General features: G+C 41.8%; 26 protein-coding genes and 1 pseudogene. 21 read left to right on the top strand and 6 right to left on the bottom strand.

Annotated elements, in window-relative coordinates; translation table 11 throughout:
• The first annotated feature begins 225 nt into the window (after window positions 1-225).
• The 16 genes from EO92_RS06905 to EO92_RS06835 all read left to right on the top strand — a co-directional run bounded on the left by EO92_RS06905 (window position 226) and on the right by EO92_RS06835 (window position 16,479).
• A complete protein-coding gene (locus EO92_RS06905) occupies window positions 226-1,725 on the top strand; it encodes a TrkH family potassium uptake protein (protein WP_048170311.1) in 1,500 nt (499 codons plus the stop codon).
• Between the two features lie 146 nt (window positions 1,726-1,871).
• Window positions 1,872-2,522 (top strand): TrkA family potassium uptake protein, encoded by a 651-nt coding sequence (locus EO92_RS06900; protein WP_048170308.1) that lies wholly within the window; start codon window positions 1,872-1,874, stop codon window positions 2,520-2,522.
• Between the two features lie 502 nt (window positions 2,523-3,024).
• The gene (locus EO92_RS06895; RefSeq protein ID WP_048170306.1) at window positions 3,025-3,492 is read left to right on the top strand and encodes a MarR family winged helix-turn-helix transcriptional regulator; all 468 of its coding nucleotides are present in this window, start codon (window positions 3,025-3,027) and stop codon (window positions 3,490-3,492) included.
• A gap of 139 nt (window positions 3,493-3,631) precedes the next feature.
• Window positions 3,632-3,991 (top strand): TrmB family transcriptional regulator, encoded by a 360-nt coding sequence (locus tag EO92_RS06890; RefSeq protein WP_048170304.1) that lies wholly within the window; start codon window positions 3,632-3,634, stop codon window positions 3,989-3,991.
• Between the two features lie 187 nt (window positions 3,992-4,178).
• The gene (locus tag EO92_RS06885) at window positions 4,179-5,231 is read left to right on the top strand and encodes an AI-2E family transporter (protein WP_048170302.1); all 1,053 of its coding nucleotides are present in this window, start codon (window positions 4,179-4,181) and stop codon (window positions 5,229-5,231) included.
• Between the two features lie 237 nt (window positions 5,232-5,468).
• Window positions 5,469-6,233 (top strand): ABC transporter ATP-binding protein, encoded by a 765-nt coding sequence (locus tag EO92_RS06880; RefSeq protein WP_048170300.1) that lies wholly within the window; start codon window positions 5,469-5,471, stop codon window positions 6,231-6,233.
• 273 nt (window positions 6,234-6,506) lie between these two features.
• A complete protein-coding gene (locus tag EO92_RS06875; protein WP_048170299.1) occupies window positions 6,507-7,922 on the top strand; it encodes a hypothetical protein in 1,416 nt (471 codons plus the stop codon).
• A gap of 285 nt (window positions 7,923-8,207) precedes the next feature.
• On the top strand, window positions 8,208-8,570 hold the full coding sequence (locus EO92_RS06870; RefSeq protein ID WP_048170296.1) for a potassium channel family protein: 363 nt from the start codon (window positions 8,208-8,210) through the stop codon (window positions 8,568-8,570).
• Between the two features lie 292 nt (window positions 8,571-8,862).
• On the top strand, window positions 8,863-9,621 hold the full coding sequence (locus tag EO92_RS06865) for a hypothetical protein (protein ID WP_162197453.1): 759 nt from the start codon (window positions 8,863-8,865) through the stop codon (window positions 9,619-9,621).
• A 474-nt stretch (window positions 9,622-10,095) separates the two neighbouring features.
• Window positions 10,096-10,233, top strand: a complete 138-nt coding sequence (locus EO92_RS17605; RefSeq protein WP_156161208.1) for a hypothetical protein — start codon at window positions 10,096-10,098, stop codon at window positions 10,231-10,233.
• A gap of 377 nt (window positions 10,234-10,610) precedes the next feature.
• On the top strand, window positions 10,611-10,736 hold the full coding sequence (locus EO92_RS18785) for a hypothetical protein (protein ID WP_255350332.1): 126 nt from the start codon (window positions 10,611-10,613) through the stop codon (window positions 10,734-10,736).
• A gap of 319 nt (window positions 10,737-11,055) precedes the next feature.
• Entirely contained in the window at window positions 11,056-11,193 is a 138-nt protein-coding gene (locus tag EO92_RS17600) for a hypothetical protein (protein WP_156165750.1), read from the top strand.
• Window positions 11,194-11,743: 550 nt separating this feature from the next.
• A complete protein-coding gene (locus tag EO92_RS06860) occupies window positions 11,744-12,334 on the top strand; it encodes a GNAT family N-acetyltransferase (protein WP_048170294.1) in 591 nt (196 codons plus the stop codon).
• A gap of 337 nt (window positions 12,335-12,671) precedes the next feature.
• The gene (locus EO92_RS06855) at window positions 12,672-14,117 is read left to right on the top strand and encodes a S9 family peptidase (protein ID WP_235283227.1); all 1,446 of its coding nucleotides are present in this window, start codon (window positions 12,672-12,674) and stop codon (window positions 14,115-14,117) included.
• An 837-nt stretch (window positions 14,118-14,954) separates the two neighbouring features.
• Entirely contained in the window at window positions 14,955-15,431 is a 477-nt protein-coding gene (locus EO92_RS06840; protein ID WP_156165749.1) for a hypothetical protein, read from the top strand.
• Between the two features lie 286 nt (window positions 15,432-15,717).
• Complete coding sequence (locus tag EO92_RS06835; protein ID WP_048170282.1) at window positions 15,718-16,479, top strand: hypothetical protein; 762 nt, start codon at window positions 15,718-15,720, stop codon at window positions 16,477-16,479.
• A gap of 32 nt (window positions 16,480-16,511) precedes the next feature.
• On the opposite strand, the gene EO92_RS06830 is transcribed toward EO92_RS06835, so the two are convergent.
• Window positions 16,512-18,095: a serine hydrolase gene (locus EO92_RS06830; RefSeq protein ID WP_048170280.1), complete on the bottom strand. Its 1,584-nt coding sequence runs from the start codon at window positions 18,093-18,095 to the stop codon at window positions 16,512-16,514.
• Window positions 18,096-18,283: 188 nt separating this feature from the next.
• Between EO92_RS06830 and EO92_RS06825 the strand changes: the two genes are divergently transcribed.
• Complete coding sequence (locus tag EO92_RS06825; protein ID WP_048170278.1) at window positions 18,284-19,138, top strand: MerR family transcriptional regulator; 855 nt, start codon at window positions 18,284-18,286, stop codon at window positions 19,136-19,138.
• Window positions 19,139-19,885: 747 nt separating this feature from the next.
• Window positions 19,886-21,436: a PKD domain-containing protein gene (locus EO92_RS06820; protein WP_235283226.1), complete on the top strand. Its 1,551-nt coding sequence runs from the start codon at window positions 19,886-19,888 to the stop codon at window positions 21,434-21,436.
• A 145-nt stretch (window positions 21,437-21,581) separates the two neighbouring features.
• Here EO92_RS06820 and EO92_RS17595 read toward each other — a convergent pair whose 3' ends face one another.
• A complete protein-coding gene (locus EO92_RS17595) occupies window positions 21,582-21,731 on the bottom strand; it encodes a hypothetical protein (protein WP_156165748.1) in 150 nt (49 codons plus the stop codon).
• Window positions 21,732-21,809: 78 nt separating this feature from the next.
• On the opposite strand from EO92_RS17595, the gene EO92_RS06815 reads away from it, so the two are divergent.
• Window positions 21,810-22,760: a cache domain-containing protein gene (locus EO92_RS06815; protein WP_048170276.1), complete on the top strand. Its 951-nt coding sequence runs from the start codon at window positions 21,810-21,812 to the stop codon at window positions 22,758-22,760.
• An 85-nt stretch (window positions 22,761-22,845) separates the two neighbouring features.
• A pseudogene (locus EO92_RS17040) lies at window positions 22,846-23,082 on the top strand (nucleoside deaminase); the annotation flags it as partial.
• A gap of 125 nt (window positions 23,083-23,207) precedes the next feature.
• On the opposite strand, the gene EO92_RS06810 reads toward EO92_RS17040, so the two are convergent.
• The 4 genes from EO92_RS06810 to EO92_RS06795 form a co-directional block, all read right to left on the bottom strand.
• Window positions 23,208-23,507: an ArsR family transcriptional regulator gene (locus EO92_RS06810; RefSeq protein WP_048170337.1), complete on the bottom strand. Its 300-nt coding sequence runs from the start codon at window positions 23,505-23,507 to the stop codon at window positions 23,208-23,210.
• Window positions 23,508-23,582: 75 nt separating this feature from the next.
• Window positions 23,583-23,798 carry a hypothetical protein gene (locus EO92_RS06805; RefSeq protein WP_048135583.1) on the bottom strand — a complete coding sequence of 72 codons (216 nt, stop codon included), beginning with the start codon at window positions 23,796-23,798 and terminating at the stop codon, window positions 23,583-23,585.
• Window positions 23,799-24,083: 285 nt separating this feature from the next.
• The gene (locus tag EO92_RS06800) at window positions 24,084-24,560 is read right to left on the bottom strand and encodes a PepSY domain-containing protein (protein WP_048170335.1); all 477 of its coding nucleotides are present in this window, start codon (window positions 24,558-24,560) and stop codon (window positions 24,084-24,086) included.
• Window positions 24,561-24,700: 140 nt separating this feature from the next.
• A complete protein-coding gene (locus EO92_RS06795; protein ID WP_235283225.1) occupies window positions 24,701-25,453 on the bottom strand; it encodes a hypothetical protein in 753 nt (250 codons plus the stop codon).
• Window positions 25,454-25,674: 221 nt separating this feature from the next.
• Here EO92_RS06795 and EO92_RS06790 point away from each other — a divergent pair, with 221 nt between their 5' ends.
• Window positions 25,675-26,490 carry an alkaline phosphatase family protein gene (locus EO92_RS06790; protein WP_048170274.1) on the top strand — a complete coding sequence of 272 codons (816 nt, stop codon included), beginning with the start codon at window positions 25,675-25,677 and terminating at the stop codon, window positions 26,488-26,490.
• The last annotated feature ends 81 nt before the right edge of the window (window positions 26,491-26,571 follow it).

The raw sequence follows: 26,571 nt of genomic DNA, 5'->3' as shown, positions 1-26,571 counted from the left end.
GAGAGCTGTTTTCAGTCTGTTTTCTAGTTTTTAGCTTGATTCTATTTTAAATCTTGCAATTCTGTTAAAAGAAAAAGAACTGAAGAATCTGCCTTTCGCAGATTACCAGTGAAAAAAACAATAAAAATATGAGTCCGTTTCAAAAAATAAGCATTTTCACAGAATTACTATGTTGGATTTTCAGAGTGAAACAGGCTTAAATAAAAAAAATGTAATTAGGTCCTTATGTATGAGCTTGTCTCTCCGGTAAACCCCCTTGCTGTCCTGAGGTACACGGGACATCTTCTGCTGGTCTTTTCAGCAGTCCTGCTTGTCCCTATGCTTGCAGCATTTGTTCTCGGGGAAACAGCTGCAGCTGTTATTTATGGAACCAGTGCCCTTATAACTGCGGGAACTGGTGTTATACTCCAGAAAGTGCTTCCGGATTTTGAACTTGAAATAAAAGAAGCCTTGATCCTTGCAGCTATTACTTTTCCACTTTGCTCTTTAGTTAGTGCAGTGCCAATGGCGCTTTTCACCGGAATGCCTTTTTTGGATGCTTTTTTCGAGTGTGTATCGGGTCTGACAACAACAGGTCTGAGCCTTGCCCCTCCTTCTCCTACAAGGCTCTTTTTCTTTACCCGCTCCTGGCTACAGTGGATAGGAGGAATAGGCATAATCGTGCTTGTGCTTGGAATCCTTATCCGCCCGGGAACTACGGCATTCAGGCTTTATAGAGTGAACTTCGGGGAAAGCCGGATCCGCCCCAGTGTAATTGCAACTGCCAGGACCCTTGGCACGGTTTATTTTGTCCTGACCCTGCTCTCACTGACACTCCTGCTCCTCAGCGGACTGCCTTTTTATGAAGCTGTCTGCCATGCTTTGAGCGCGATTTCTACAGGCGGATTTTCAACGCAGACTGCAAGCATCGGAGCATATGAGGGTTTTTTGATCCCGTTTCTGATAACAATTTCCTGTATAATGGGTGCAATCAGCTTCTCGCTCTATCCGGAAGTCCTGAAGGACCCTAGGGCGCTTATAAGGGACCCACAGGTAAGGTACCTGCTCGGGCTTTCAGTGCTGGGGACAGCCCTTTTTGCTTTAACACTCTCAGGAGGAACAGGCGGGATTGAACTGCTGTATACGTTGCCTGATGCTGCTTTTCAGGTAGTCTCAGCCCTTACCGGAACCGGTTTTTCCACTATAGACATGGCTCCCCTTTCAGATGCTTCAAAAGGTTTTCTCAGTGCAATTATGTGTATAGGAGGCAGCATAGGCTCAACCACAGGTGGGATCAAGCTTTTCCGGTTAATTGTAATCGTGCAGCTCATAAGACTGGTTTTCTACCGCTTTTTTCTCCCCAGGGAAGCAATTACCCCTCTCAAGGTAAAGTCACAGGTAGTCGATTCCAACGAAGTCTACCACATCATGACCTATGTGCTGCTTTATTCAGCTGTACTTGTGTTCTCAGCTTTCATTTTCATGCTTTACGGCATAAACTCAGCAGATGCTATTTTCGAGACTTCAAGTGCTCTGGCTACGGCAGGGCTTTCAACAGGCGTGACAGCTCCCGGCATGCCGTCCCTCCTGAAGCTTGTGCTTTGTGCTGATATGCTGCTTGGGAGAGTAGAGATAATTCCGCTCTTCATCCTGCTCCTGCCCAGGACATGGCTTGAGAGAAGGAGTAAAACCGAAGAAAGCAGAGTAAAAACCGGAGAAAAAAGAGTCCAAGAAGATACAGCCTGAAAGAAATTTATAAGAGGGAGAGTGTAGAAGAGTGTAGAAGAGAGCAGTAGAGAGTAGTAGAGGGAATAAAAGTTAAAAGATTAAGAATAATCACAAAGGCTACGAAAAAAAGAAAAAGGTCATAATAAAGGAAAGGAAAGAAAAAAATGAGAGTAATCATTATTGGAGCGAGTTCCCTGGGGATGCACCTGACCCGCACGATGATCCAGCAGGGAAATGAAGTTGTCCTTATAGAAAAGGACGAGGAAATTGCCAGGGAGCTTGCTGAAGAACTTGACTGCACCGTAATCAATGCAGAGGGCACCCACCCGGACATCCTTGAAAAAGCAGGAATGGATTCAACGGATGCAATTGTGGCCTGCACCAACCATGACCAGGACAATATTCTGATAGGTCTGATTGCACAGGAAGCAGGAGTTAAAAGGGTCATTGTCAAGACCGACGATACAAAGTTTATGGAAATTGCAAAAAAGCTGGGGATTAGCTCTGCGATTAATCCGCCTCATATCTCCTCAACCATTATTTCTGATACCCTGCGCGGAATTGATACAATCGAGCTTAGCAACCTTATCCGGGCTGACGTCCGCGTAATCAGCTTCGTTACAGGGGAACAGCATGCCGGCAAAAAGATTTCTGAAATCCAGTTTTCAGAAAATACCGACTGTATCGGGCTTTACAGGAAAACTGACTTTATCCTTGCACGAGAAAACCCGAAGCTTGAAGAAGGGGACGAGCTTCTCATAATCACACGTTCGGGGAATATAGACAGTATTTACGAGAAACTTCGAGAAACATAAGCCTGCAAATAAGCTTGCAAATAAACCTTCAATTACTTCTTTTCTGGATTTTCCACCCGTCGGAGTTATCTGATCGCTTTCTTGATTTCGGGCAGAAAGGGAAACAAATGAAAAAATGACCTGAAAATGACAATAAGACCTGAAGACAATTAAGAATTTTTTTGTATCTAAAAGCATATTGAATTTTTAATTAACTTTGTCCCTTTTTCTTTTTTCTTTTTATTTCCATTGATTGATAAAACAATTCAGGTATGTTCGGTTTTGTAAAAATCCCAAAATTAAGTCATGTCTGAGTTTATTGCCTGCAGTTCGAAAAAGTGTCGGAATGTTTATATAGTACAAGATATTAGTTGATATATCAACTATTGAGATATCAATTATAAGATTTTGTATAATTGAAAATTCAACATGTTTCATGATAATTCATTACAATTCTAAAAATTATAGGCCAGTTTTTCGGGTCAGGGTCCGGCAGATTCCGGTAAAAAGGGACGATAAAAAAATGGACGAGACTAGATTGAGTAAGATCATTCTCCTGTCAATGGAAAGAGAGGCTCTTGATAACCTGATTTTTGAGCAGACTTTTCAGAAAAAAATTGCAGGTAAGTTCAGGGAACTGAGCAAGAACCAGCCAATGGTGATTAAAATCATAGGAATAGAAGGAGAAATTATGCCTTCTACGCTTGGAAAATACACAGGGATGGAGAAGAGCAGCCTGACGAGGATGGTTGATGACCTGGAAAAGAAAGGGATTGTGTACAGGAAAACCGATCCAGATGACAGGAGAAAGGTGCTTGTTTCCCTTACTGAAAAGGGGCTTGATTATTATAATTGCTTAAAACAGATTACCAGCGAAATGGCTGATGAAATCCTTCAGTTTGTTGACGATAAGGACGTTGAGGATTATTTGCACAGCCTTGAAACTATGGTAAAACTCCTGCGGAAAATAGATGCAAATAGGACTGCCTGAATAAGGTGGCTGCAATTTGGTTATGGAGAATTTTAGTTATATGAAATTCTTGAGGGACTGAACGAGGAAATGGAACCGTTAGATAATGAAAACTTAAGATAGATCATATCTCAGCGCGTGAAAGATGGAGGAAACCTGAATGCCTCTTAAGCTTATTGAGAACCTTCAGAAACTGGGTTTTACCGGCAACGAAGCCAAGGTTTATGCATCCCTTGTCTGCCTGAAGCAGGCAAAAGCTAGGGATATTGCCGAAAATGCGGGAGTCCCGAGGCCTAAAATCTATGGAACCCTCAGAGGGATGGAGAAAAAAGGCTACGTCAGGATAATTGAAGGCGAACCAACCCTTTTTTGCTGCGTCCAGCCAGAAGAGCTCATTTTAAGGATGAGAGCAGATTTTATGCTTTCTTTAAGTGAAACCGCCAGTGAACTGAATTCCCTGACTCCCGGAAGCAATATCTTTGCTTCAGAAAGGTTCTATGAAAAAAGGATCAGGGTCTGAAGAAAAAGGAGAAAATTTTTTGGTTCTCAATCAACGCAGAAATACTTTTCAATTTTTTATAGTTATCAATTTCTTATTTTTGACTTCAACAGACTGAAAGGAACTATTATTTATACTTATAGGGAACTATCTGGACAAAAACTTTATATTGATAATACCCAGATAAGATTTTCAAAGGTAGAAGTGCATGCCCCTCAGTACTAACCGTAACATCTGGCAGTTTCTGGCATTAACAACCATACTTTTCATATTGTTTTTTGCGATACTCTTCTATTTTGAGGACATTTTCATAGTCCTTATTGCAGGTGCAATCCTGATCTTGATTGCAGAAAAAGTGATTAAGGTATTCAACAGGTGCATGGACAGGTTTCCGAACTGCAATCGAAAAGCGGTGGGTTTAGTCCTTCTCACCGGTGCAGGGCTTGCTGTCCTCTTCCTTGTGGGTAGCCAGTTACAGGGCCTTGGAGTCCTTATAGGGGATTTCAGTAACATACAGCAGGACTACGCAAGCGGAGCTTCTGCCCTTTTTACCGAACATGAGTCCGAACTTTCAAAGCTTGCGGATTCCGGCGTTATTAAACCCCAGGACCTTCAAAAAATAGGAAACACCATCTTTTCCGGAATTGCGGATACGGTCTCGAAGATATCTTATTATTTTTTTACCGGAGTATTGATAATCCCCCTAATGTTTGGTGTATATTTCAAGCACCATAACAAAATAGGAAATTACATTCAGGCTTACGCTCCTCCGGAACATGCAGACGGGATCATCAGGGCCTTAAAAAGTATAGGCCATGAACTTGAGGATTTCTTCAGTGCGAAAATGATTGAGTCTGCTATTGTAGGTCTTATTTGCTGTATAGGGTTTTATCTGGCAGGCCTTGAAGGGTGGCTTTTCCTTGGCATTCTGGCAGGCTTTCTAAACATCATTCCTTATATCGGCCCTCTTCTAGGGGCAATCCCTCCAGTTATTGTAGGTTACATTGATAGTCCGATGACAGCTCTCTTTGCAGTTATAACGGTTATTATTGCCCAGCTTATTGACAACCTTTACCTCATTCCATTCATGATCTCGGAAAAAGTGAATATTAACCCGCTATTAAGTGTGGTTCTAACTCTTGCCGCTTCCAAGCTGTTAGGCCCTCTCGGCATGGTACTCGCAATCCCTATATACATCATCTACAAAATAATTATCAAAGAGTCTTATAGGGAACTGGTCAATATATGTCACAAAGATTAATGCTCTTATATCATGAAGATTAATGCTTTTTTATGACTCCAGGGATCAACAGCCCTTATGAAATAAGGGCTTGTTGAATACATAATCAGATATACAGAGATATTTCATATATTTTCTTGAACAGCGAAAGGCTTAAAAATATATTAAGAGTATCTTAAAAGAGTTATTTGACTGTTGGAGCATTAACTGTTGGAGCATTAACTGTTGGAGCATTACAGCTTTGAAGGAGCCTGAAATATGATTGAGGTAAAGGGTCTTTCTAAATCTTACGGACAGACAAAAGCAGTAGATGGCGTGGATCTTTCTATAAAGAAAGGTGAACTTTTTGGTCTCCTGGGCCCAAACGGCTCCGGAAAAACAACTATAATCAAAATGCTTACAGGGCAGATAAAGCCAACCTCCGGTACTCTTAAGGTACACGGGATAAATGTGCTCGAAGATCCCCTGCGGGTCAGGGAACTTGTAGGCATTATTCCGGAACAGGAGACTCCCCCAAGTTTCCTGACTGCGGAAGAGTACCTGCACTTCGTTGCAAAGGTAAGAAAAATGGAACACTATGAGAAAGTCTGCGATAAATGGTTTGAGTTCTTCGATTTTGAGGACCAGAAAACCTCACTATGCAAAGACCTTTCAAGAGGTACAAGGCAGAAACTCATGTTTGCCCAGGCTTTTCTGCATGAACCTGAACTTGCCATTATCGATGAGCCACTTATTAATCTTGATCCTGTGATGCAGAGGAAAGTCAAGGATTTCTTACGGGGTTACGTAGAGGATGGAGGAACAATTTTCATTTCCACGCACATCCTTGAAATCGCAAAAGAGATCTGCACAAATATCGGAATTATTTACAGAGGAAAACTGATCCATACAGGCCGCTTTGACGACCCTGAGCTTCAAGGCAAAAACTTTGAAGATTTCTTCCTGGAACTTGTCAGCAGGTGGAAAGGCGTTTCAAAAGAGATTTTGAAAGAACCTCCGAAAGGGGTTTCGGCACTGGCCTGAGGGTACCTTGCAAACTATTTGGAGGTCCTTCTCACACCATTTTTGAGGTCCTACTCACTCCATACTACTCACTCCATACTACTCACTCCATACTAAGGTCTTTCATGTGCATATCTGCAATTGCTCTGGATATGTGAAAGCAGGATGTGTGAGAGGACAGTCTTTTCTGTGCGCAAAAAAAGGTGTGGAAAAAGCAAGCATAAAAAAGTAAGTGTGAAAAATAGCACGCATGAAGAATAGTGAGTACCAAAAACAACAAGGTGCAGGGATTTTATGTTTGACATCTTCAAAGGTATGATTAAAGAAGAGTGGCGGATACACTCAAGTCTCTTCGGACACAGCGGTTTTGCCCTCTTTCCAGTCTTTATTTTTCTGTTTACATTTTTTGTAAGCCTTGTCCTGCCTGTGTTCAGGGATATCGTTACCGATGCCCAGATAGCCCTTGGGATGCATTACTTATTCCTGCTTGTGGGAGGTATGGCAGGTGCTTTCGGGCTTATGGGCCGCGAATTAATGAACCGCCGCTTCGGGCAGGCAAGCCTGATTGCATATTCTTCGAGAGTGCTTCCTGTTTCTGAAAGGTTTATCTTTGCCAATTTCCTGGGAAAAGATATCGTATACTATTTTATCTTTTACATCCTGCCCTTCGTCACAGGCTTTGCCCTTGCTGCAGAATTTGTCCCTGCGGGCAATTTTGGTGCTCCTTCAACCCTTATGACTCTTCTTCTGACCCTTTCCCTTTCCTTTATGATCGGGATTTCTGCAATATTCTTCCTGTCTACTGTTTATGCACACTCAGGAAAGATCTCGCTTTTCTGCCTGTTTGCTGCTTCTGTTCTCCTGCTCCATATCTCCGGAAACCTTAACCAGGGTACCCTTTATGGCCTGCCAAGCCTTTCCTTTTTCCTTGTTCAGTCCGAAAACCAGCTTCTGCTTTCCGGTGTTCTGATCCTTGTTCCTTCAGTTCTGTCGCTTATTTTCCTGAAAATCGACTTTCCACAGGCTCAAAAGAGCTTTTCCAATTCCTTTTCAAAGCTCTGCAGGTATCTGGGTTCATACAGATATGCAGCCTTTGTTGCAAAAGATTCCATTGACCTTAAAAGAAGTGAAGGAGGGCTCGGAAAAATAATATTCTCTTTCGTGCTGCCTCTTCTGCTTGTCTGGACACTGCTGTCAGCTCTCGGAAAGGTTATACCGGCTTTGAGCACACTTACGCTTTTTGCCCTGGTGCTCGGCGTGCTATCATCTTCAATGTACAACTGGCTTACCGAGTACGATATTTTTGCTTCCTATGCCTTTCTCCCCCTGAAAGCCTCTGACATGATAAAGAGCAAACTGAACAGCTACCTTATCCTTAACCTGGTCCCACTCGTAATTCTTACAATGCTCGCCCTTAAAAGAGAACCTTCTTCCCTGGTCCCGTCCCTATTGCTCTTCCTTACGATCTCATTTTATATGGTTTCTGTACTCATTTACCTGACAGGGCTTTCTCCCTCTATTAACCTCTACAACGGAAAGACCTTTGCCATTTATATGCTTTCAGTCATGCCACTCCTGATGCTTAATATAATCCTGTCCATGTTTGGTCCGTACTATGCGCTTGTGGACCTGTTGCTGGTTCCTGTTGCACTGTACCTTCTCGGGAAAGGGTTCAGGAAATGGGATCGCAACGAATGCCGGTGTTTTTAAGGACCAGCAGTTTCTGATAACCTGTGTTACCTGTGTTTATTCTCTCAAAAGGAATAAATCACGGGCTTACTCCCTCATAGATGTCTTTTTAAGCCATGATTGGAAATATATAGTTTGGGAGAGGTTACGAACCAATTTTTTACCATTAGAGTTCCAACTCTGAAGAGCTCAGGGTTTTGCTCGCTCAGGTGGATCTGGAATTGGATAATATAATTTGTTGGGGGAGAAAAGACTACGATTCCGTTTCTCTTAACTTTACTGGCATTTTTAAGAGTGATAAGAAGGATGCTTGAGGACGAGAAGTTCCGATCCCTCCTGTATATCGCGGTGCTGACGCTTGCAATAGGTACTTTTTTCTACCATTCTGTTGAGGGCTGGAGCTGGCTTGATTCGCTCTATTTTTCGGTTATCACCCTGACAACTGTGGGGTATGGAGATTTTACCCCCGAAACCAACTACGGGAAGATTTTTACAATTATTTATATTTTTATAGGGTTGGGGATACTGATTGGTTTTGTCACTCCTATTGGAGAATACATAGTGGATAGAAGACTGGAAAGGGTACAAAAGAGAGAGCAGGAAAAAGAAATATCTGAAAAAGAGCTTGATTTCTCCGGCGTAGTTGGAAAGTTGAGGGGAAAAAGATAAGGTTGATTCTTCTCCAAACTTCTTACATCATATTAATAAAATATGTTATTTATAATATATATTACTGTATCATTTGATGGCTGTATAATTTGATGAATGTATCATTTGAAGGCTGTATAATTTGATGAATGTATCATTGCATAGCTGGGTCGAGTATATATCAATAATTTTTTAAAATTAAATAACTGGGGTGAGGAGAATTAAAAGATTCAGTTTTTTTGTAACTGTAGTGCTTATTGCAACGATGTTATTTGCTTCCGGCTGTTCTCAAAATGTACCTGAAGAAGATACAATGAATGAAACAGAAGGCGAAGTGACCGAAGGGGTAACTGAAGGAACCGACGAAGGAGTAACTGAAGGGACAACTGAAGGAGTAACTGAAGGAGTAACTGAAGAGGGAGTGGAAACTGAAGGGGAAAGTGGATATAACCCTGTCATTAATCCTGATGATTTTGTCGAGATTATAGACAATCCTTATTTTCCGTTGACTCCGGGCACAACTTTTGTCTATGAAGGTGAGTCTGAAGACGAAACGATAAGAGATGAGGTTTTTGTAACCAATGAAAACAGGCTGGTAATGGGAGTAAATACAATTGTTGTCCGGGACCGGGTATTTGAAGATGGGGAGTTGACCGAAGAGACTTTTGACTGGTACGCTCAGGATAGGGATGGGAATGTCTGGTACTTCGGGGAGGATTCCAGAGAATATGAAGACGGAAAACTCATAAGTACCGAAGGTTCCTGGGAAGCTGGCGTTGACGGAGCTCAACCCGGAATTCTAATGGAAGGGAACCCTCAGGTCGGCGATACTTATCGGCAGGAGTACCTGGCCGGTGAAGCAGAAGATATGGCTGAAGTTATCGCTCTGAACGAATCGGTTTCCGTTGCTTACGGTTCTTTTAAGGATTGCCTGAAAACAAAAGAATGGACCCCTCTTGAGCCTGGCATTGAGGAAAACAAATATTATGCTGCCGGAACAGGTCCGGTTCTGGAGATGACAGTAAAAGGCGGATCGGAAAAGTTGGAACTTGTAGACATTATCACTGAATGAACGGGATAACGGAAGTTCTGAACGGGTTTGCAGAAATCAAGTCAGGATGAGCAATAATTCAAGAAATCTGATAAGATTCATTACAAAACCCGTTCGGACTCCTTATAAAACCGTTTTTATAGTTTCGGACTTAAATAATTATACTTAAGTATTTACACATTATTCATTCGAGACTCCGTGACCACCGACATTACGAAATAATGGATTAATACAGTCGCATTTATTCCTTGTTCCCCGTGCCTTTTAGTGTTTCATCTATTCTTTTCAACAGCCTGTTTTTTGGAATTAAATTGTCTGAGGGTATAGTATCACCAGCCTGGATTTATCAGATATTGATAAGTTCAATCATAGTTTGATATGTTCATTCTATATGAGTTTTTTTAATAAGTGAATGTTTGGGTAAGAAACTAATATATATATTTAAGAGAGTATAATTGGTACTTATATAAAAAATTATATCAGAGGTGATTAGTTATGGCAAAGACAATTGGTGATTCTCAGAAGGCAGGAGCAGCCAGTGGAAAAACCCAGGCAAAAGCCCCAGCACCGGCAAAATCCTCAAAGAAGGACGCAAAAGCTGACAGCAAACCGTCCAAAGGTTCAAAGAAATAAGAACAAATTAATCTCTACCTGAAAGCCAACCCTCTCAGCAACAGCTTATCAAGATTCAAAACTTCCTAAAACTGGAAATTCAGTAAATTTGTAACATTGAGAGCCTCTATCATAACTAAAAAACGGAATAATAATTAAAAAAGGATAAGCTGCTGCTCTTAAATCCATCATAGATTAATCAGGAGTTATTGATTGGCAAATTAGAGTATAATTTAGTAAGTTCAATTATAGTTTGGTAAGTTAGTATTATAAGAGTTTCTTGAATAAGTGAATATTTAGTTGGGTACTAATAAATATCCAATAAATAAACTGATTAATATGATTCAGCAAATATAATTAAGCACTTATATGAAATATAGATATAAAGGTGTTTATTTATGACAAAAACAATTGGCGATACTCAGAAAACAGGAGCTACTTGTGGAAAAGCTCCAGCACCGACAAAAGCTGTAAAGAAGGACGCAAAAGCTGACAGCAAACCGTCCAAAGGTGCAAAGAAATAAAACTAAATCAATCTCTACCTGAAAGCCAATCCTCTCAGCAGTAGCTTATCAATATTCAAGACTTCCTCAAACCGGAAATATAGCAAATCTGAACATTAAGAGCTCATTCGTGTCTGAAAAATGGAATAAAACATAAAAACGGATAAGCTACTGCTCTGAAATTCATTGTAGATCAATCATAGATTGATAAGTTCAATAATAGTTTAATAAATTGATTTTATAAAAGTCTCTTGAATAAGTGAACATTCTGGTTGGAATCTATAATTAAGACAGATTAACTAAGCACTTATATAAAATATAACTATAGAGGTGTTTATTTATGACAAAGACCATCGGTGATACCCAGAAGGCAGGAGCAGCATATGGGAAACCCACGGCAAACGCTCCAGCACCAGCAATATATGCAAAGAAGGACGCAAAATATGAACGCAAACCTTCCAAAGGTGCAAGGCAGTAAAAACAAAACATCGCCATCTAAAAGCCAACCCTCTCAACAGCAGCTTATCAAGATTAAAGACTTCCTCAAACAGAGAACACAGTAAATTTGTAACATAAAAAGCTCTATCGTGACCAAAAAACGAATAAGAAATTAAAAATGGAATAAGAAATTAAAAATGATAAGCTTCTGCTTTTAAATACAATCTCCGGACCCGGGCTGCCAGAAATAAGCAGTCCGGAAAACCCGATAAGATTAATCAGAAATGGATTTCTTTATCTGTTTTGCCCTTTCAATAAGATTCTTTTCTTTTCTTTTCTATGCTTTTCCCGCCAAAAACTCCAAAAGAATGGGAGCTCAGAAAATTTATTAAGGTAAAAATTTACCGTTCCATGTTTGTGCCGTAAAATTATATAATAAGTATATAATTATATATTTTAGTTAATGGTGTTACACTTACTTTTATCACTGGATTTTGGAACTGAGTCGGGTAAAGTACCTGCTCCGATAAGGGCCCTAAAAAACTGATAAGTTTGGGGCACAAATATTTATTATGCGATCAGGGATCACAATGAAAACAAAGTGGATCAAGGATGACATATCTTTTAGCTATTGTGTGGAGGCAGACCTAAAGGACATAGCATCAATGCTTTCAAAAGAAAGTGTATGCAAATACATGTTTTTTGGGCCAAATAAAGAAGAAGATACAGTGACTTACTTTTCTCCGCTGGTCACTTCAATAGAGGACTCTTTAAAGGAAGATAAAATACCGGATTGTCATATATTCTCCATCAGGAAAAATAGTACCGGCGAATCTATAGGGCAGTGTGCATTGCTTCCAATAGAATTCACTAATGGGAATTATCTGATCGGGTATCAGATAGATGATACTCAGTGGAAAAAAGGATATGGTACTACTGCCTGTAATTTCTTAGTACATTACGCTTTCAATGTTATAGATGCATTCAGGCTTACAGGCGATTGTGCCCGGGACAATTCAGGATCAGAGAAGGTGATGATAAGATCAGGTTTTCAGTCTGAATGCATACAAAGAAAATACTGGCTTGTGGGGGAAAAATATTTTGATAGAATGCTTTTCTCACTCCTGAAAGAAGACTTTCCTGAAAGCAGGTTAAAAGAATTAAATGATATTTATAGGTGAAGTCAGGGTAACTGTTCCGTCTTCCAAAATAAGTCGATTGCTATTTATTTAGATATTGATTTTGGCGAAACAGAGACTTCTAACGACACAATTCCATGATCCAGTGATTTTTCTTTTTTCTTTCGAGATTATGACTTTTTTAAATAAGCCATAGAAGATATCGGATCTACCCACTATTTCGATAATCTAAAAAATGAACAATGTTAAATGGAAAAGTCGCTTAGTACCATAAATAGATAAAAACCATACTCAATAATAAATTTTATAGACAATTGTTCAAAGGGAGTCTTTTATGAATCGTAAAATCTTAATTTGCCTTTTTTTGTTGATTGTTATTGTGACTGTAACAGGTTCAGGATGCATCTCTGAAAGCGATAACATGTCTGAAGAGAAAATTGGAAACATCGAAGACATCGAAGACATCGAAGGCCTCTGGATGGGAAGTCTGGAGATCCAGGGTGGACAGGAATTGAGAATTCTATTTAACATCTCTACCGGACCTGGGGATTTACCGACTGCCACTATGGACAGCCCTGACCAGGGAGTAAGCGGCATACCTGTAGAGACAGTTACCTATAAGGATGGGGACCTGCGCCTTGAAGTGAAATCTGTCAGGGGAGTTTTTGAAGGGACACTTAAAGAAGACGGAAAAACCATAGAAGGAGAGTGGAAACAGGCAGGATCAGCCCTTCCACTTGTGCTTTCCCGTATTGATGAAAAACCTGAAATTCGCAGGGAACAGGACCCTGTAAAACCCTATCCATATGATGAAGAAGAAGTAGTTTATGAAAATACAGAAGCAGGAGTAAAGCTTGCAGGTACGTTAACCCTTCCCCGCTCGGAAGGGCCATTTCCGGTCGTAGTACTCATAACCGGTTCCGGTCCGCAAAATCGGGATGAAGGGGTTTTTGGCCACCGCCCGTTCCTTGTACTCTCGGATTATCTGACACGTCAGGGTATCGCCGTGCTCCGGGTCGATGACCGGGGCATCGGAGGATCGACCGGAAACTTTTCGCAGGCCACTACTGAAGATTTCGCAGGGGATGTGCTCGCTGGAATTGAATACCTGAAGAGCCGCGAAGAGATAGACTCGACCAAGATCGGGCTGATAGGGCATAGTGAAGGCGGTTTGATTGCCCCGATTGTAGCAGTGCAGTCACCTGATGTTGCATTCATCGTGATGATGGCAGGCCCTGGAATTACCGGGGAAGAAATTATCCTGTTGCAGAGCGACCTGATTGCCAGGGCAGACGGAGCAAGCAATGAGGCTATCGAGCAGAATGATGCTCTTATGAAGAGTATGTTCTCTGTGGTAAAAGAAGAAGAAAATAATACAATTGCCGCGGAAAAACTTCGCAAGCTTATAATGGATGAAATGGCAAACATGAGCGAAGAAGAAAAACAGAATGCCAGCTACTCTGAAGCTGACCTTGACGTTCAGGTTAACGCTCAGGTCCAGACTATGATATCGCCGTGGGTGCGCTTTTTCCTGACATACGACCCCAGACCGACATTGATGCAGGTGAAATGCCCGGTCCTTGCGATAAACGGCGAAAAAGACCTCCAGGTTCCACCTGAAGAGAACCTTCGTGCTATCGAAGAAGCTCTCAAAGCAGGAGGCAATAAGGACTATACCGTAAAAGAGCTGCCAGGGCTCAATCATTTATTCCAGACCGCTCAAACCGGGTCTCCCTCTGAGTACGCAACGATTGAAGAGACAATCTCTCCGATTGCTTTAGAAACGATAGGAGACTGGGTTTCGGAGCACACACAGGAAAAGTGAATAGTGAGTGAATAGTGAGTGTTCAGAAGGAGAGGAAGGCACTGTATTGTTATGAAAAGCTATTTCCTCCTTCATTTTTTCTGGTACCTGCCTGAAGGAGCTTCGCAAACACTGAGGATGTTATCTTAAATTGGGAAGCATACAAATTGTCAAATTATGATGTTGTTTCTAATGTTCGCCACTCCAAAAAACGAACAAAAAAGTAACTGTCAGAAGTAACCCTGTCAGAAATAACCCAGTCAGAAGTAACCCTGCCAGAAGTAACCCAGTCAGAAGTAATCCTGTTAGGCACATTGACAAGGAGGATAATGTCGGTGCGGTCGCAGGGTGCTCGAAAAAACTGGGTAACAAAAATGGCGTCTGTTTTTTGTACCATAATCCTATTTAACTGAGTATTTTTCATAAGAAAAATGAATTTTAGTCTCCTGAACGTGGGAAAGACTGCCCACGAGAAAAAATGAGACTTGAACAGCTCAGGTCTGTAGAAAAAAGCCCACCGAAAAGAGACGGAGATGCCCTGGCATAAAGGACTGTACTAAGGAACAGGGAATACAACCTCTCCGAAATCCTTATTTTTGAATGTTTTTCAGTGTAAAGATATAGTTACACACGATGTACATTAATTTTTAATTTAGGATGATATAATCCTTTATAAAATAAAATAAAGTATTATAAAGCTTCGAATGTATTTTTATTGCTTTATTTCTGCTTATTTATAATAAGAATCTTTATATTATTGTATTCCCAGTTCGTTTTTGATTACCGGTATTCTCGTATAAAAAATAAGCAAATAAGGTGAAAAAAATGAGTTTCAATAGAAAGTCAATTTTGAAGGTTATGGCATCAGTTTCTGTTGTATTAATGTTGTTAACTTTGCTTCCTGCAGGAGCCTCTGCAGTTCCAATAACAAAAGACTTCCACAATGAGAAATCCCTTGGTGACCAGGACCAGGACCGCCTTAGAGATGGATCATGCACATTATCCAGCAGGTCTTCTAACTCCAATGGTGACTGTGACCGCCTTAGAGATGGATCATGCACATTATCCAGCAGGTCTTCTAACTCCAATGGTGACTGTGACCGCCTTAGAGACGGATCATGCACATTATCCAGCAGATCTTCTAACTCCAATGGTGACTGTGACCGCCTTAGAGACGGATCATGCACATTATCCAGCAGGTCTTCTAACTGCAACGGTGACAGAGACCGCCTTAGAGATGGATCATGCACATTATCCAGCAGGTCTTCTAACTGCAACGGTGACAGAGACCGCCTTAGAGACGGATCCTGTATCTTACCTGCTACTTCACTCTAACTGTAACGGTGCATCTTTAGGATAAGAGACCGGGACTAAACCGGTCTCAATAAAGCTTAATGAAAATAGAATTGAAGATTTCGAAAACCCATAGATCCAGCCATGTAAATGGCAGGTAATCGATAAATAAAAATCAGGGGTTTTTCGGAATCTTCTTTAATTCCATTCTTTTATCCTGATATTGATTAAATGAAATTCTAAACTAAAGCCGAATCTTCATAGTTCTTTTAAGAGTAAACATCCTTATGAAGTAACCGATACATTGTATACTGAACAGAGGGATGACTTGAGAGACGAGCAAAGATCGAATGACCCCAGGAAGATTGAAGTTCTTGCTGCTGAAAATAAAAAATGGTCGGGAAGTTTAACAGAAGCTATAAAAGTGCTGGCAGCGTTGGTGTTCGCACTTGCAATGGCAACCGTTATCCTGCTTATATTGGTGCCGGAAGTCGGCCTTCTGATGGGGAATGTTTTTGTTACGGTTTTTCCTGCAATGATAATGGCTATCAGTGTGCTGGCACTCATTTTTCTTGTAATATATCTTTATGAGTCCAGGCTGAAGGTCAGGTATGAGGGGAAACTCAGGGAAATTAACTCCAGCCTCCAACAACTCTCATCGCCCCTCAGGGTTGCGATCATCACGGGCATGAACCTCATATTTTTAGCTGTGATAAACTTATTCTGGACGAGTGTGCGTGTGGTTGTAAACATCACAGGAGACCAGCCCCCGGAGATCGTGCCGTTGTTTTCACAGGAATTTGCGGGAATTATTCCATACCTGAACCTGCTCATCATTTTGACAATTATCGCGAACCTGCTCTATCTTGTAATTAAGATCAAATGGATACCCCTGGCCATGGAAACAGCACTCAGTATTGCTTCAGCTGCCCTGTTATATGCTGTTCTAACGGTTTTTCCTTTCAATCCCGCCTTAAATTCAGGTGCACTACTGGCCATCAAATTAGGCCTGACATTTGTCCTTGTGATGACGCTGATCGGGGCGGCAAAGAATCTCCTGAAAACTATAACTATGGTAATGAGGAAGTAAAAAATAGAAATCTAAAACATAGAGGAAGAAATTTAATTTTCTCCTTCCTCAAGCCTCCCGCCAAATTCTACATCTCCATACCATGTCGGATCCTGTAACAGTATGGTCAGCTGATCATCCTGAAAAGTATGAGTTACTTTATAGTGATTTACATTTGCGACCTCATCGACGTAAGCAACAAAAACATTGTCTGACTCCCACGATCCTTTCCCTGCCGCAGGGAGACCATAGTCTCCGGGAGAGAATCTAGAGACATTATCCAGCCCCAGAAGAAACTCTAACGTCTGATTTTCCGGCAGTCCCACTCTGAGTAAAGCTTCCCCCTTTTCCTCATCAAAAGTTAAAACAAGAGTCTGAAGGTCCAGAGGATTGGAATCGAGAACATATGTTTTGCCTTCGATTTTTTTCGCCATCTCGGGCAGAGGCTTAACAGGTTCAGGTTCTGGAGGCTCGGCAACGGCATCTATTTTTTCCTGAAGCCTTTCATAGGCGGCGGGATTTTCAGGGAGAGGCTGATCTGATTTCAGAGCTGCAACAAGGAAAGGAGCAATCTCATCCATATCAAAACCGCCACCAGTGGTTACTACTATGAGATTTTTTTCAGGTACGACAGTTATTAGTTGAGTCCCACGCCCTCTTGCCTCATAACGTGCAGGAAGATCGTCGATTGGAATCCACCACTGGTAACCATATCCATCACCCTTACCATCCTCCGAAATAGCCTGTGTTTGTGTAGACTTTGCCACCCATTCTGTCGGAACTATCTGTTTTCCATCCCAGGTCCCGTTATTAAGATAGAGGTACCCGAATTTGGCCATATCATGAGGGGTCAAATGCAGATCTCCCCATCCGTGGTTATTCTCCTGTGGATCAGAAGGCCAGATGACATTGGAGATGCCAAGGGGCTCAAAGAGACTTTTATTGGCATAATCCAGCTCGTTCATGCCGGTGGTCTCGCTGATGATCCCTGAGAGAAGGTGGGAATTGGGGCTGCAGTAGACGAAGCGGGTTCCCGGTTCTTCTGCCATTGGCATGTCAAGCGTAAACTGGATCCAGTCAGGACTATCTCCCATCTGCTCCAGAGTAACTTCGTAAGGCTCATTAACGCATTCAAAACCCGATCTCATGGTAAGGAGGTCTTCCAGAGTCATTGCCTTTTTATTTGCATCAACATTCGCAACAGTACTATTCGGGAAAAACTCCAGGACCGGCTGATCGACGCCGGCAATGTACCCTTCGGAAATTGCGATACCTATCAGGGTTCCTGTAAAACTTTTGGTAACGGAAGCGACATCGTGTACTGAACCATTAGCAAAAGGATAAAAGTAGACATCAGTCACGACGTATCCATTCCGTATAATCAACAGGCTGTGGATGTTAATGTCCTTTTCCTGGACGTAATCCAGCGCCTCAGCCAGTTTTTCCGAGTCCAACCCCTGCTGCTCAGGTGTTGAAGTTCTCCAGCCATCAGTGGGCCAGTATGTAGCTGACTCTATAACTGATTCAGTACCCGATTCAGTGCCTGACTCAGGAGTCTCAACGCAACCAGAGGCTGCGAGCATGACCACTAAAACCACCGGTAATCCGATAAATATCAAATTTCTTGTACCCCTCATTACTTCTACCCCCAGATAACCCTATATTTGCCCATTTCTACCTAAAAATAGTGACAATATACCTTGAATTACAAATAATATATTCCTTACAATATATAATAAACACTTTACTCATAAAAATCAAACCTTTCCCCGGGGAAAAGTAAGGCAGTTTATCTAATTTCAGGGTAATTAAGAGGTTGAGCAAGATGTCCATAGATCAGATCCCAATTGGTAAATTTTCCCTTATGACCCGCCTCTCCCAGAAAGCTCTCAGGCTCTATGACAGGAAAGGGCTGCTCGTTCCGGAAGAAAAAGATTCCTTTACTGGTTACCGTTACTATACGGTTCCCCAGATCGAGCAGGGAATGAAGATCAAAACCTTTACTTTCCTGGGATTTTCCCTTGAGGAAATTTCCATGCTTCTGGACGCAGAAAGCGCAGGAAATTATGAGTTCATTGAGACCTGCTTCAGGAAGAGACTCGATGAGGTCCGGCTGGAGGTTGGGAAGTTGCAGAAAATCGAGGGCATTTTGCAGGGCGCCTGCAAACATAGTGGAAAAGTTATGGAGATATTCAAAATGTCAGTTACAGAACCTGTTATAAAAGAAATTCCCGAACTGCGGGTAATAAGCAAGCGGGAAAAAGGGAACTTTGTAGAAACTATAGGAAGGCTAATTAGTGAAATCTGTGCATGCGTCAGCAGCCCTGAAAACCAGCGGAACCACGTAAAAACTACAGGCCCTATTATGTTCCTCTGCCACGACGAGGAATACAAAGAAACAGGAGCGGATATCGAGATTGCACTGCCGGTTACAGGAAGGGTCTCGGTGGAAGATCCTAAAATGGAAATAAAGACACTGCCGGCTATAAGGGTTGTTTCCGTTGTCTATCGGGGTCCATACCACGGAGTTGAAGCAGGCTATAACAAAATCTTCTCCTGTACGGAAGAAAATAACCTGGAGACCGTTATGCCGAGCAGGGAACTATACTTTAATGACCCTGCTGAAGTCCCGGAAGAAGAGCTGATTACAGAGGTTCAAATTCAGGTCCGAGAAAAATAATTTATCTGCAGTATAATTCATCTGCAGCATAATTCTTGTGCAGCTCCAGACTTCTGGAGCAGTTCTCTTTTTCCCGGAAGAGGGGCTGCGATATATTTTCTTAGCTTTGTTACTTTTAAATGTTTATTCTAAAATATAATTGGTAAAGCAAAATTCAGGTGGTAGCCGCAAATTATTGATCAAAATGAAAAGCACTTTCACTTTTTTTGTCTAACTAAAAAAATGTATTATAAGTATCAAAGTTAAGAATAAGAGAATATTCGGGGGGACATAAAGACCACTCCCCTGACAATGTATACAGTTAGATTATCCATATTAGTATTTATCGAATAAAAATTATTCATGACGATGAGGGCGTTAAATATCTCTTTTGATTGAATTAAGGTATAATATTTTTGCTTATTTTTGTTTACAGTTGAACGTGGTGTGAAAAATAAATTTGTTCTAGACATTTTTATAGAAACTTAACGATATAATACAAGGCTTTTATTATTATAAAATCCGTATTTATATTTCTATAATTATTATATTTATTTAAATAATAGTATCTCTCTGATACAATTTGAAATAACTTTCACTGGCCATACAAAATAAGTATAAAATTTTGCCAATAATATCTTTTTTCAGAAATTAATTTGGATAATTGATTGGTAAAATAATATTTACCCAGCAAATCTGTCGAAGGGAATGGCTCAAAGAACCAGTTCAAAATTGTATCAAATTGAGCAAGAGTCCGGGGGGTATACAATGGGAAAACAAACATCGGGCAGAACACAAAAGATACTTTGTGTTTTCACATTAATATTTGCAATATCAGCGATATCCATGGCAGTAAGCGCAGCGAACGGAGAAACACCAGAAGATAACATAACAGTACCAGAAGATAACGTAACCATACCAGAAGATAACGTAACCATACCAGAAGATAACGTAACCATACCAGAAGATAACATAACAATACCAGAAGACAACATAACAATACCAGAAGATAACATAACAATACCAGAAGACAACATAACAATACCAGAAGACAACATAACAATACCAGAAGACAACATAACAATACCAGAAGATAATGTAACCATACCAGAGGATAACGTAACCATACCGGAAATTAACGTAACAGTACCAGAAGTTAACATAACCGTACCAGAAACTAATGAAACTATACCAGTTTCCATAATTCCACCAACAATCGGAACCAGCAACGAGATATCTATAATTAACGAAACAACAAACACTACATCCAGGGTGGATGTAGGACCCAATACTGGTGGAATTGTAGTCAACCCGAATGGAACAAACGTATATGTGACTGACATAGTCAACAACACTGTCTCTGTAATTAACACGATAAACAACACTGTTGCAGCCACAGTTAATGTTGGACAGTATCCTACTGGCGTTGCGGTCAGCCCGGATGGAACAAAAGTATATGTTACGAACTCTAACAGCAATACTGTCTCTGTAATTAACACGATAAACAACACTGTTGAAGCCACAGTTAATGTTGGACAGTATCCTGCCGGAATTGCAGTTAACCCGAATGGAACAAATGTATATGTGACTAACTTCATCAACAACACTGTCTCTGTAATTAACACGATAAACAACACTGTTACAGCCACAGTTAACGTTGGACAATATCCTACCGGAGTTGAAGTCAGCCCGGATGGAACAAAAGTATATGTTACGAACGCTAACAGCAATACTGTCTCTGTAATTAACACGATAAACAACACTGTTACAGCCACAGTTAACGTTGGACAGTATCCTGCCGGAATTGCAGTTAGTAAGGATGGAACATACATCTATGTGACGAATGTTATCAGCAATACTGTCACTATAATTAACACAATAAACAACACCGTTATAGCCACAATAAATGTTGGACAGTATCCTGCTGGAATTGCATGCGTGGGAACATACGTCTATGTGACGAATGTCATCAGCAATACTGTCACTATAATTAACACGATAAACAACACCGTTATAGCCACGGTGACTGCAGGAAGCACTCCTGTTCCCACTGGAAAATGTGTGTGTCCTCTCCCGGTATTAAAACCACGTCCTGTTGCAAACTTCAGCAGCCAGGTCATCTACACGGTGCAGTTCACAGACCGCTCGAAATATGCAACTAAATGGTACTGGGACTTTGGAGACGGAACGAATTCAACAAAGCAGAATCCTCTACACATATACAAAACCGCAGGAAACTATACAGTTAAACTAACAGCAACCAATAAATACGGTACAAATTCAAAAATTACTACAGTCAATGTATGTACTGGAAAGTAATGGGCAATGGAACAACACCATTTAACGTAGCCAGAGAACCAGTATAAGGTAAAGCGACCGGGACACACATATTTTTTAGTGTTATTACCTGGGAGTGCGGAGGGTCACGAGTATCCCGACTTTACAGAGGGGATGAAGTGAACCCTCACCTTTTTTGTTTTTCTTTAACCTCTAAATCATCGCTTCTTTGTAAAATGAGTTTGTTTTTTGGCACCACGGTCATAATCCTCTCCCACGACAAGGAATACAAAGAAAACGATGTGACTATAGAAATTGCACTTTTGGTTTCAGGCATTTGAAAAACCTCACTTTACGTTTATATATCAAAAAAGTTAAAGAGTTAATGATTTCGTTTTATTAAAAAGGTGCACCCATGAATCCGTTTAAAAAAACAATCTGTGTTCTTATTTTACTTGCCTGTGTACTGATGTCTACAGGATGCGTTTCAGAGAAACCTGTAGCAGATGAAGAGAACAGCTCACTGGCTGAGGAGGTAACCGGGACAGCCGCCGAAAAACAGGCAGGAAATCTCCGGGACGCCCCCAGTGAAGTTCTGCTCCAGAAAGAGTATATTGCTTCGAAGGTCAGGGATGCTGTTGTCCTTATCGAAGAAAAAGGAGAAGAATCATTCCCCGAATTCAGGCAGCCCGAGAGTGAGTGGTTCAGGGATGACTTTTACATTTTTGTCTGGAAAACTGACGGCATGCGCCTCGTATACCCTCCCAATCTTAGCGGGGAAGGAGAAAACATGAGCGAGCTTCAGGACTCCATGGGAAAACCTATTGGTAAGCTCTTCATTGAAACAGCTCTCAGCGATGAGGGAGAGGGCTGGGTTTCATACTACTGGCCGAAACCCGGAGAAGTCGAACCGTCCCTTAAATACGCCTTCATCAAGGGAGTTTCGTTTGACGGAGAGGACTGTCTTGTGGGCTCAGGGTTCTATGCCGACGACTACATCCTGACGAAAAACCTTGACGAATGTGAGCACTTCAGCCGGGAAGGAAACATTTTCATAAGCAATCTATTTCACCCGGACCTTTATGAACGGGACGTGTACCTCAATTACAGCATCGCCCATGCCATCATCAGGCCCGGAGAGGCTCTCGCCCCCCATAGGATGAAAAACCCCGAGATCCACTACATCCTGGAAGGAGAAGGGGTGATCTACATTGAAGACCTGCCTGTCGACCTGAGGCCCGGGCAGATGGTATACATCTCTGCAAATGCAACTCAGTCAACCATCAATACCGGAAGCATGAACCTGACCTTCCTTGCAATAAACGAGCCGGCCTGGAGAGCGGAAAACGAGGAAATTCTCGAGTGATCCGTTTGAATTTGAAGGACCCATTTGAAGAGCAGAAAAGCTTCAAACCTCTACGCTCTTCTTTCGGATCCGCTTCTACGCAAAAATGAAAAAGATAAAGAGGAGTAGCAATGGAAATATTCATGAAGCTGCAATAGAAGAAGCCAGAACCGGTTTGCTGGACGATGGAATCCCCATCGGCTCCGTCCTTGTCAGGAACTGGGAGATTATAGGTAGAGGGCACAACAGGCGTGTCCAGGACGGCGACCCTCTTGCCCATGCCGAAATAGCCTGTTTGAGAAATGCCGGTCGAATTATAAGGTACCACGATACTGTGTTATATTCCACTCTTATGCCCTGCTACCTTTGCGCAGGGGCTGCCGTGCAGTTTGGAATTAAAACACAAAAAATTCGGGGAAAACGAGCAGGTCCATTGGCCGATTTTTGGCCCCGCTCATCTCACTTTTATCATCTTTTTTCAAAAATCTTTTTCAGGTCTTCCATAGAGAGAGAGACCTCAAACTCTTTCAACTTGAAAAATTTCTTGGCCCGCATATCGTCATCTTCGAGCCTGAGGTCACTCTCAACAAATCCGGCTTTTTCCAGGCGCTTCAAATGCAGGTTTACGACCTGCCTTGAGAGGTCCAGGTCCTTGGCGAGTTCGTATACATACCTCTCTCTCTCAGCCAGCAGGTAGAGTAGTTTTAGCCTTACGGGATGGGAGAGGGCTTCGCCAATTTCAACTATTTGCTGAAGTGATTTTTCCACCTGGTGCACCCTCACAGATTAATACAATTTCCTGATTGGAAATATTTTCGGAATTCGTTTCAAGCATATTAAGCTTCAGATTTCTTCCAGTTTGGATTTTATATCTTCAACTGTTTTTTTGATTTCTTGAATGTCTTTTTCCATTTTAACGAGCCGCTCGTTATCTCTGGAAGCCGTGTAGCCGGACCTATTAAGCATCACCATAACTACGCCTACAATGAGAAGGATAATAAGAATGTTCAGGAAAAAGCCCCAGAAAGAGCCATACATGCCGTACCCCATACCGTTCAAAATGTTCACCTCGAGAAAACCAGATTTATTTGTTTAATCCGTTTAGTTATCGTTTTGTAATCCGTTTAGTTATCGTTTTGTAATCCGTTTAGTTATCGTTTTGTAATCCGTTTAGTTATCGTTTTGTAATCCGTTTTTCCTTATTCTATTTATTCTTCCTCATATACTGATCAACCATAAATATAAAAAATACCCGGTAGAGGGGGTCTAATATAAAACTAAAAACCTGAATAATTAACCTGAGGGGTTAAAACAAATAAAAAAAGGATGGTTTATGGTCGGAATTTAGTTGCCATATCCCATACAGTATCCGGATCCACGAGCGTATCCGGATCCACGGGCAAACCTGCCGCCTGTCTGACACCCTGCAGGAACGTCGTATCCGGTAAACACATCACCGGTGACCGCGTCGATTCTTGCCTGCGTGTAGACTCCGTCTTCGTCCTCATAGGAGACAATCCACCAGCGGTTCATCTGATATATGTCGTCTTTGGAGACACCGTCATCAATCTCAGCCTTTGCGATTTCAAAAGCCTCATCTATGGTTTCAACTTCAAGTTCTACAGTTTCATCTGCATTGTAGTAAGGGCAAGAAGCGAAGTTGCCTGCACCAGATCCTGTATATCTGGCAGCCCCTCTATGCATGAACCCGGAGCCGTAGTTTGCTCTTGTATCATCGGAAGCAACTGCACTGACAACTGCTGCTCCGAATGTACCTATAAGCAGTGCGGCCAGGAGAATTGCTATTATACTTTTCTTCATTTTTTTCACCTTCAATTTTTGCTTTTTGTTTATATGTGCTTTAAGAATAATTTCCTTCACCATATGTAGTGGTTATACTACATATGTATCCGTAAAATAATATATAGGTTTTGGTCACTACTGCTGGTTTTTCCCGAAATTCAGCGGTACTTCTCATTTAGCCACCCAACAAGCGGCGGGATCCAGCAGAGATTTGCAGCAATGGTCTCAAGGGCGGTATAGGTCTGTGTTGTCGGGCTGAATCCCAGAACCCTTATCCCAAAAAGCCCAACGGGCACAAGCGTGATCACAAAAAGGCTTGCCAGCATAACCGGATGGCGGACATATCTGGAAAACCCGGCCTTCCACGAACCTTCGGCCCGCCGGAGGAAAAGCATGCCTGAGATATTGGCCCCGATCTGATCACTGAGGGCATAGAAGTAGGGGATGTAAAAACCCTCGATACCGTAAACATCGACTCCAGCCAGCCGGCTCCCGAGGTCAATTATCCAGGGGACGGCGATCCCGAAAAACTTACCCCAGCCGTAGGCTTCTGCCATGCTCCCTTCAGCCTTTCGGAGACGCTGGCGGATGGAAAAGATCCCTTCAAAGATACTCTCTCCTTCTCCGGCAAGGGTCCTGACAAGCCACTGCCCTATGGGACTCCTCTGGTAGCCCTGAGAATCAAGGAAAACCCCTGCAAGAAGCCCTAAAACATAGCCTGGAACTGTATATTTTATCAGCTCGGAAAATTCTTCCCCCTGTTCAGCAAGTTCTTCTTCAGCAAGTTCTTCTTCAGCAAGTTCTTCTTCAGCAAGTTCTTCTTCAGCAAGTTCTTCTTCAGCAAGTTCTTCTTCAGCAAGTTCTTCTTCAGCAAGTTCTTCTTCAGCGGGTTCTTCATTTTCTTTGCCCATTCTTCCCCGTCCTGAAACTTATATGTCCCCTATTCAGAATAATTTATTCCTGCATCGTTTAAAAAAAGATGTCAAAAAACGGGAGTTGTGACAACTGAAGAAAAACCTCAGAAGCTACGGGACAGAAGTTAAAGAAGAAATTGGTCTAAAATAGGCAGTGATACAGGTAGTGCTGGAAACACATATAAACTGCCTTGCCAGATAGTTAGACTGGAGAATATATGATAGTTCTTGAGTGCAGGACCATTGACATTGCCCCTACGATTTCGAGGTTGTTGAAAGTTCCTATGGTTCCGCCTTCGGGAAGGTCAATCCCTGAGGTCGAGAATTATGCAAAGGAAAGAAGCTGCGAAAAAGCAGTAATTATAGTTGTTGACAGCCTTGGATACTCCCTTTACAGGCACCTTTCTCCAACAATGAGGAACTTGCATGAGCTTGCCGAAAAAGGGCTCCTGTTTAAGTGCAGGTCTCCGGCAACCATCACATCCCCTGCAATTGCTTCAATCTTTACAGGCTACCTGCCCGAGGAGCATAATATTTACTCAACAGCGGACATCTATTCCGAAAGGTCAAAAGACCCGGAGAACCCCAGATTAAAAAGTATCATGGAATGGGCTTACAGGGCAGGGATGAAAACCTCAGCTGTAATCGAATTGGAAGGCGCCGAGAGTTTCAGGGGGAGAATAAAGGACTTTTACGGGGTTCCGAACTCAGAAGATATACTTGATTATGACCGCCGAATAACAGAGTATGCTTTACAATCTCTCAGGGAAAAGCCCGACATCCTGGCCGTACATCTTAGAGCCCTTGACCGTTACTCTCACAGGGTAGAGACCTGGGACGAAATGAAAAAAGCCGCAAAAACCATCGATAAAAACCTTGAAGAGATCTTTCGGAATGCAGAAAAAGATACTATTTTCTTCATCTGCGGGGATCATGCTGTTCACGGTGGAAAAAAGTGGTTAAAAAATGCCACGCACGAAGAAATCAAAAACCATGAAGAGAACTATGTTGCCCTGATCGTGGGCTGCTACTGATAATGCTATTCCCTTTATCAGAAAATGCTATTCCCTTTATCAGAAAATGCTATTCCCTTTATCAGAAAATGCTATTCCCTT

Origin of the sequence: Methanosarcina sp. 2.H.A.1B.4 (assembly GCF_000979385.1) — an archaeon.
Taxonomy (GTDB): Archaea; Halobacteriota; Methanosarcinia; order Methanosarcinales; family Methanosarcinaceae; genus Methanosarcina.
This window is presented reverse-complemented; position numbering and strand designations above follow the sequence as displayed.

Coding starts and splice junctions, on each gene's coding strand:
- EO92_RS06905 (WP_048170311.1), top strand. CDS start 226: ATGTATGAGCTTGTCTCTCCGGTAAACCCCCTTGCTGTCCTGAGGTAC.
- EO92_RS06900 (WP_048170308.1), top strand. CDS start 1,872: ATGAGAGTAATCATTATTGGAGCGAGTTCCCTGGGGATGCACCTGACC.
- EO92_RS06895 (WP_048170306.1), top strand. CDS start 3,025: ATGGACGAGACTAGATTGAGTAAGATCATTCTCCTGTCAATGGAAAGA.
- EO92_RS06890 (WP_048170304.1), top strand. CDS start 3,632: ATGCCTCTTAAGCTTATTGAGAACCTTCAGAAACTGGGTTTTACCGGC.
- EO92_RS06885 (WP_048170302.1), top strand. CDS start 4,179: ATGCCCCTCAGTACTAACCGTAACATCTGGCAGTTTCTGGCATTAACA.
- EO92_RS06880 (WP_048170300.1), top strand. CDS start 5,469: ATGATTGAGGTAAAGGGTCTTTCTAAATCTTACGGACAGACAAAAGCA.
- EO92_RS06875 (WP_048170299.1), top strand. CDS start 6,507: ATGTTTGACATCTTCAAAGGTATGATTAAAGAAGAGTGGCGGATACAC.
- EO92_RS06870 (WP_048170296.1), top strand. CDS start 8,208: ATGCTTGAGGACGAGAAGTTCCGATCCCTCCTGTATATCGCGGTGCTG.
- EO92_RS06865 (WP_162197453.1), top strand. CDS start 8,863: ATGAATGAAACAGAAGGCGAAGTGACCGAAGGGGTAACTGAAGGAACC.
- EO92_RS17605 (WP_156161208.1), top strand. CDS start 10,096: ATGGCAAAGACAATTGGTGATTCTCAGAAGGCAGGAGCAGCCAGTGGA.
- EO92_RS18785 (WP_255350332.1), top strand. CDS start 10,611: ATGACAAAAACAATTGGCGATACTCAGAAAACAGGAGCTACTTGTGGA.
- EO92_RS17600 (WP_156165750.1), top strand. CDS start 11,056: ATGACAAAGACCATCGGTGATACCCAGAAGGCAGGAGCAGCATATGGG.
- EO92_RS06860 (WP_048170294.1), top strand. CDS start 11,744: ATGAAAACAAAGTGGATCAAGGATGACATATCTTTTAGCTATTGTGTG.
- EO92_RS06840 (WP_156165749.1), top strand. CDS start 14,955: ATGGCATCAGTTTCTGTTGTATTAATGTTGTTAACTTTGCTTCCTGCA.
- EO92_RS06830 (WP_048170280.1), bottom strand. CDS start 18,095: ATGAGGGGTACAAGAAATTTGATATTTATCGGATTACCGGTGGTTTTA.
- EO92_RS06825 (WP_048170278.1), top strand. CDS start 18,284: ATGTCCATAGATCAGATCCCAATTGGTAAATTTTCCCTTATGACCCGC.
- EO92_RS06820 (WP_235283226.1), top strand. CDS start 19,886: ATGGGAAAACAAACATCGGGCAGAACACAAAAGATACTTTGTGTTTTC.
- EO92_RS17595 (WP_156165748.1), bottom strand. CDS start 21,731: ATGCCTGAAACCAAAAGTGCAATTTCTATAGTCACATCGTTTTCTTTG.
- EO92_RS06815 (WP_048170276.1), top strand. CDS start 21,810: ATGAATCCGTTTAAAAAAACAATCTGTGTTCTTATTTTACTTGCCTGT.
- EO92_RS06800 (WP_048170335.1), bottom strand. CDS start 24,560: ATGAAGAAAAGTATAATAGCAATTCTCCTGGCCGCACTGCTTATAGGT.
- EO92_RS06795 (WP_235283225.1), bottom strand. CDS start 25,453: ATGGGCAAAGAAAATGAAGAACCCGCTGAAGAAGAACTTGCTGAAGAA.
- EO92_RS06790 (WP_048170274.1), top strand. CDS start 25,675: ATGATAGTTCTTGAGTGCAGGACCATTGACATTGCCCCTACGATTTCG.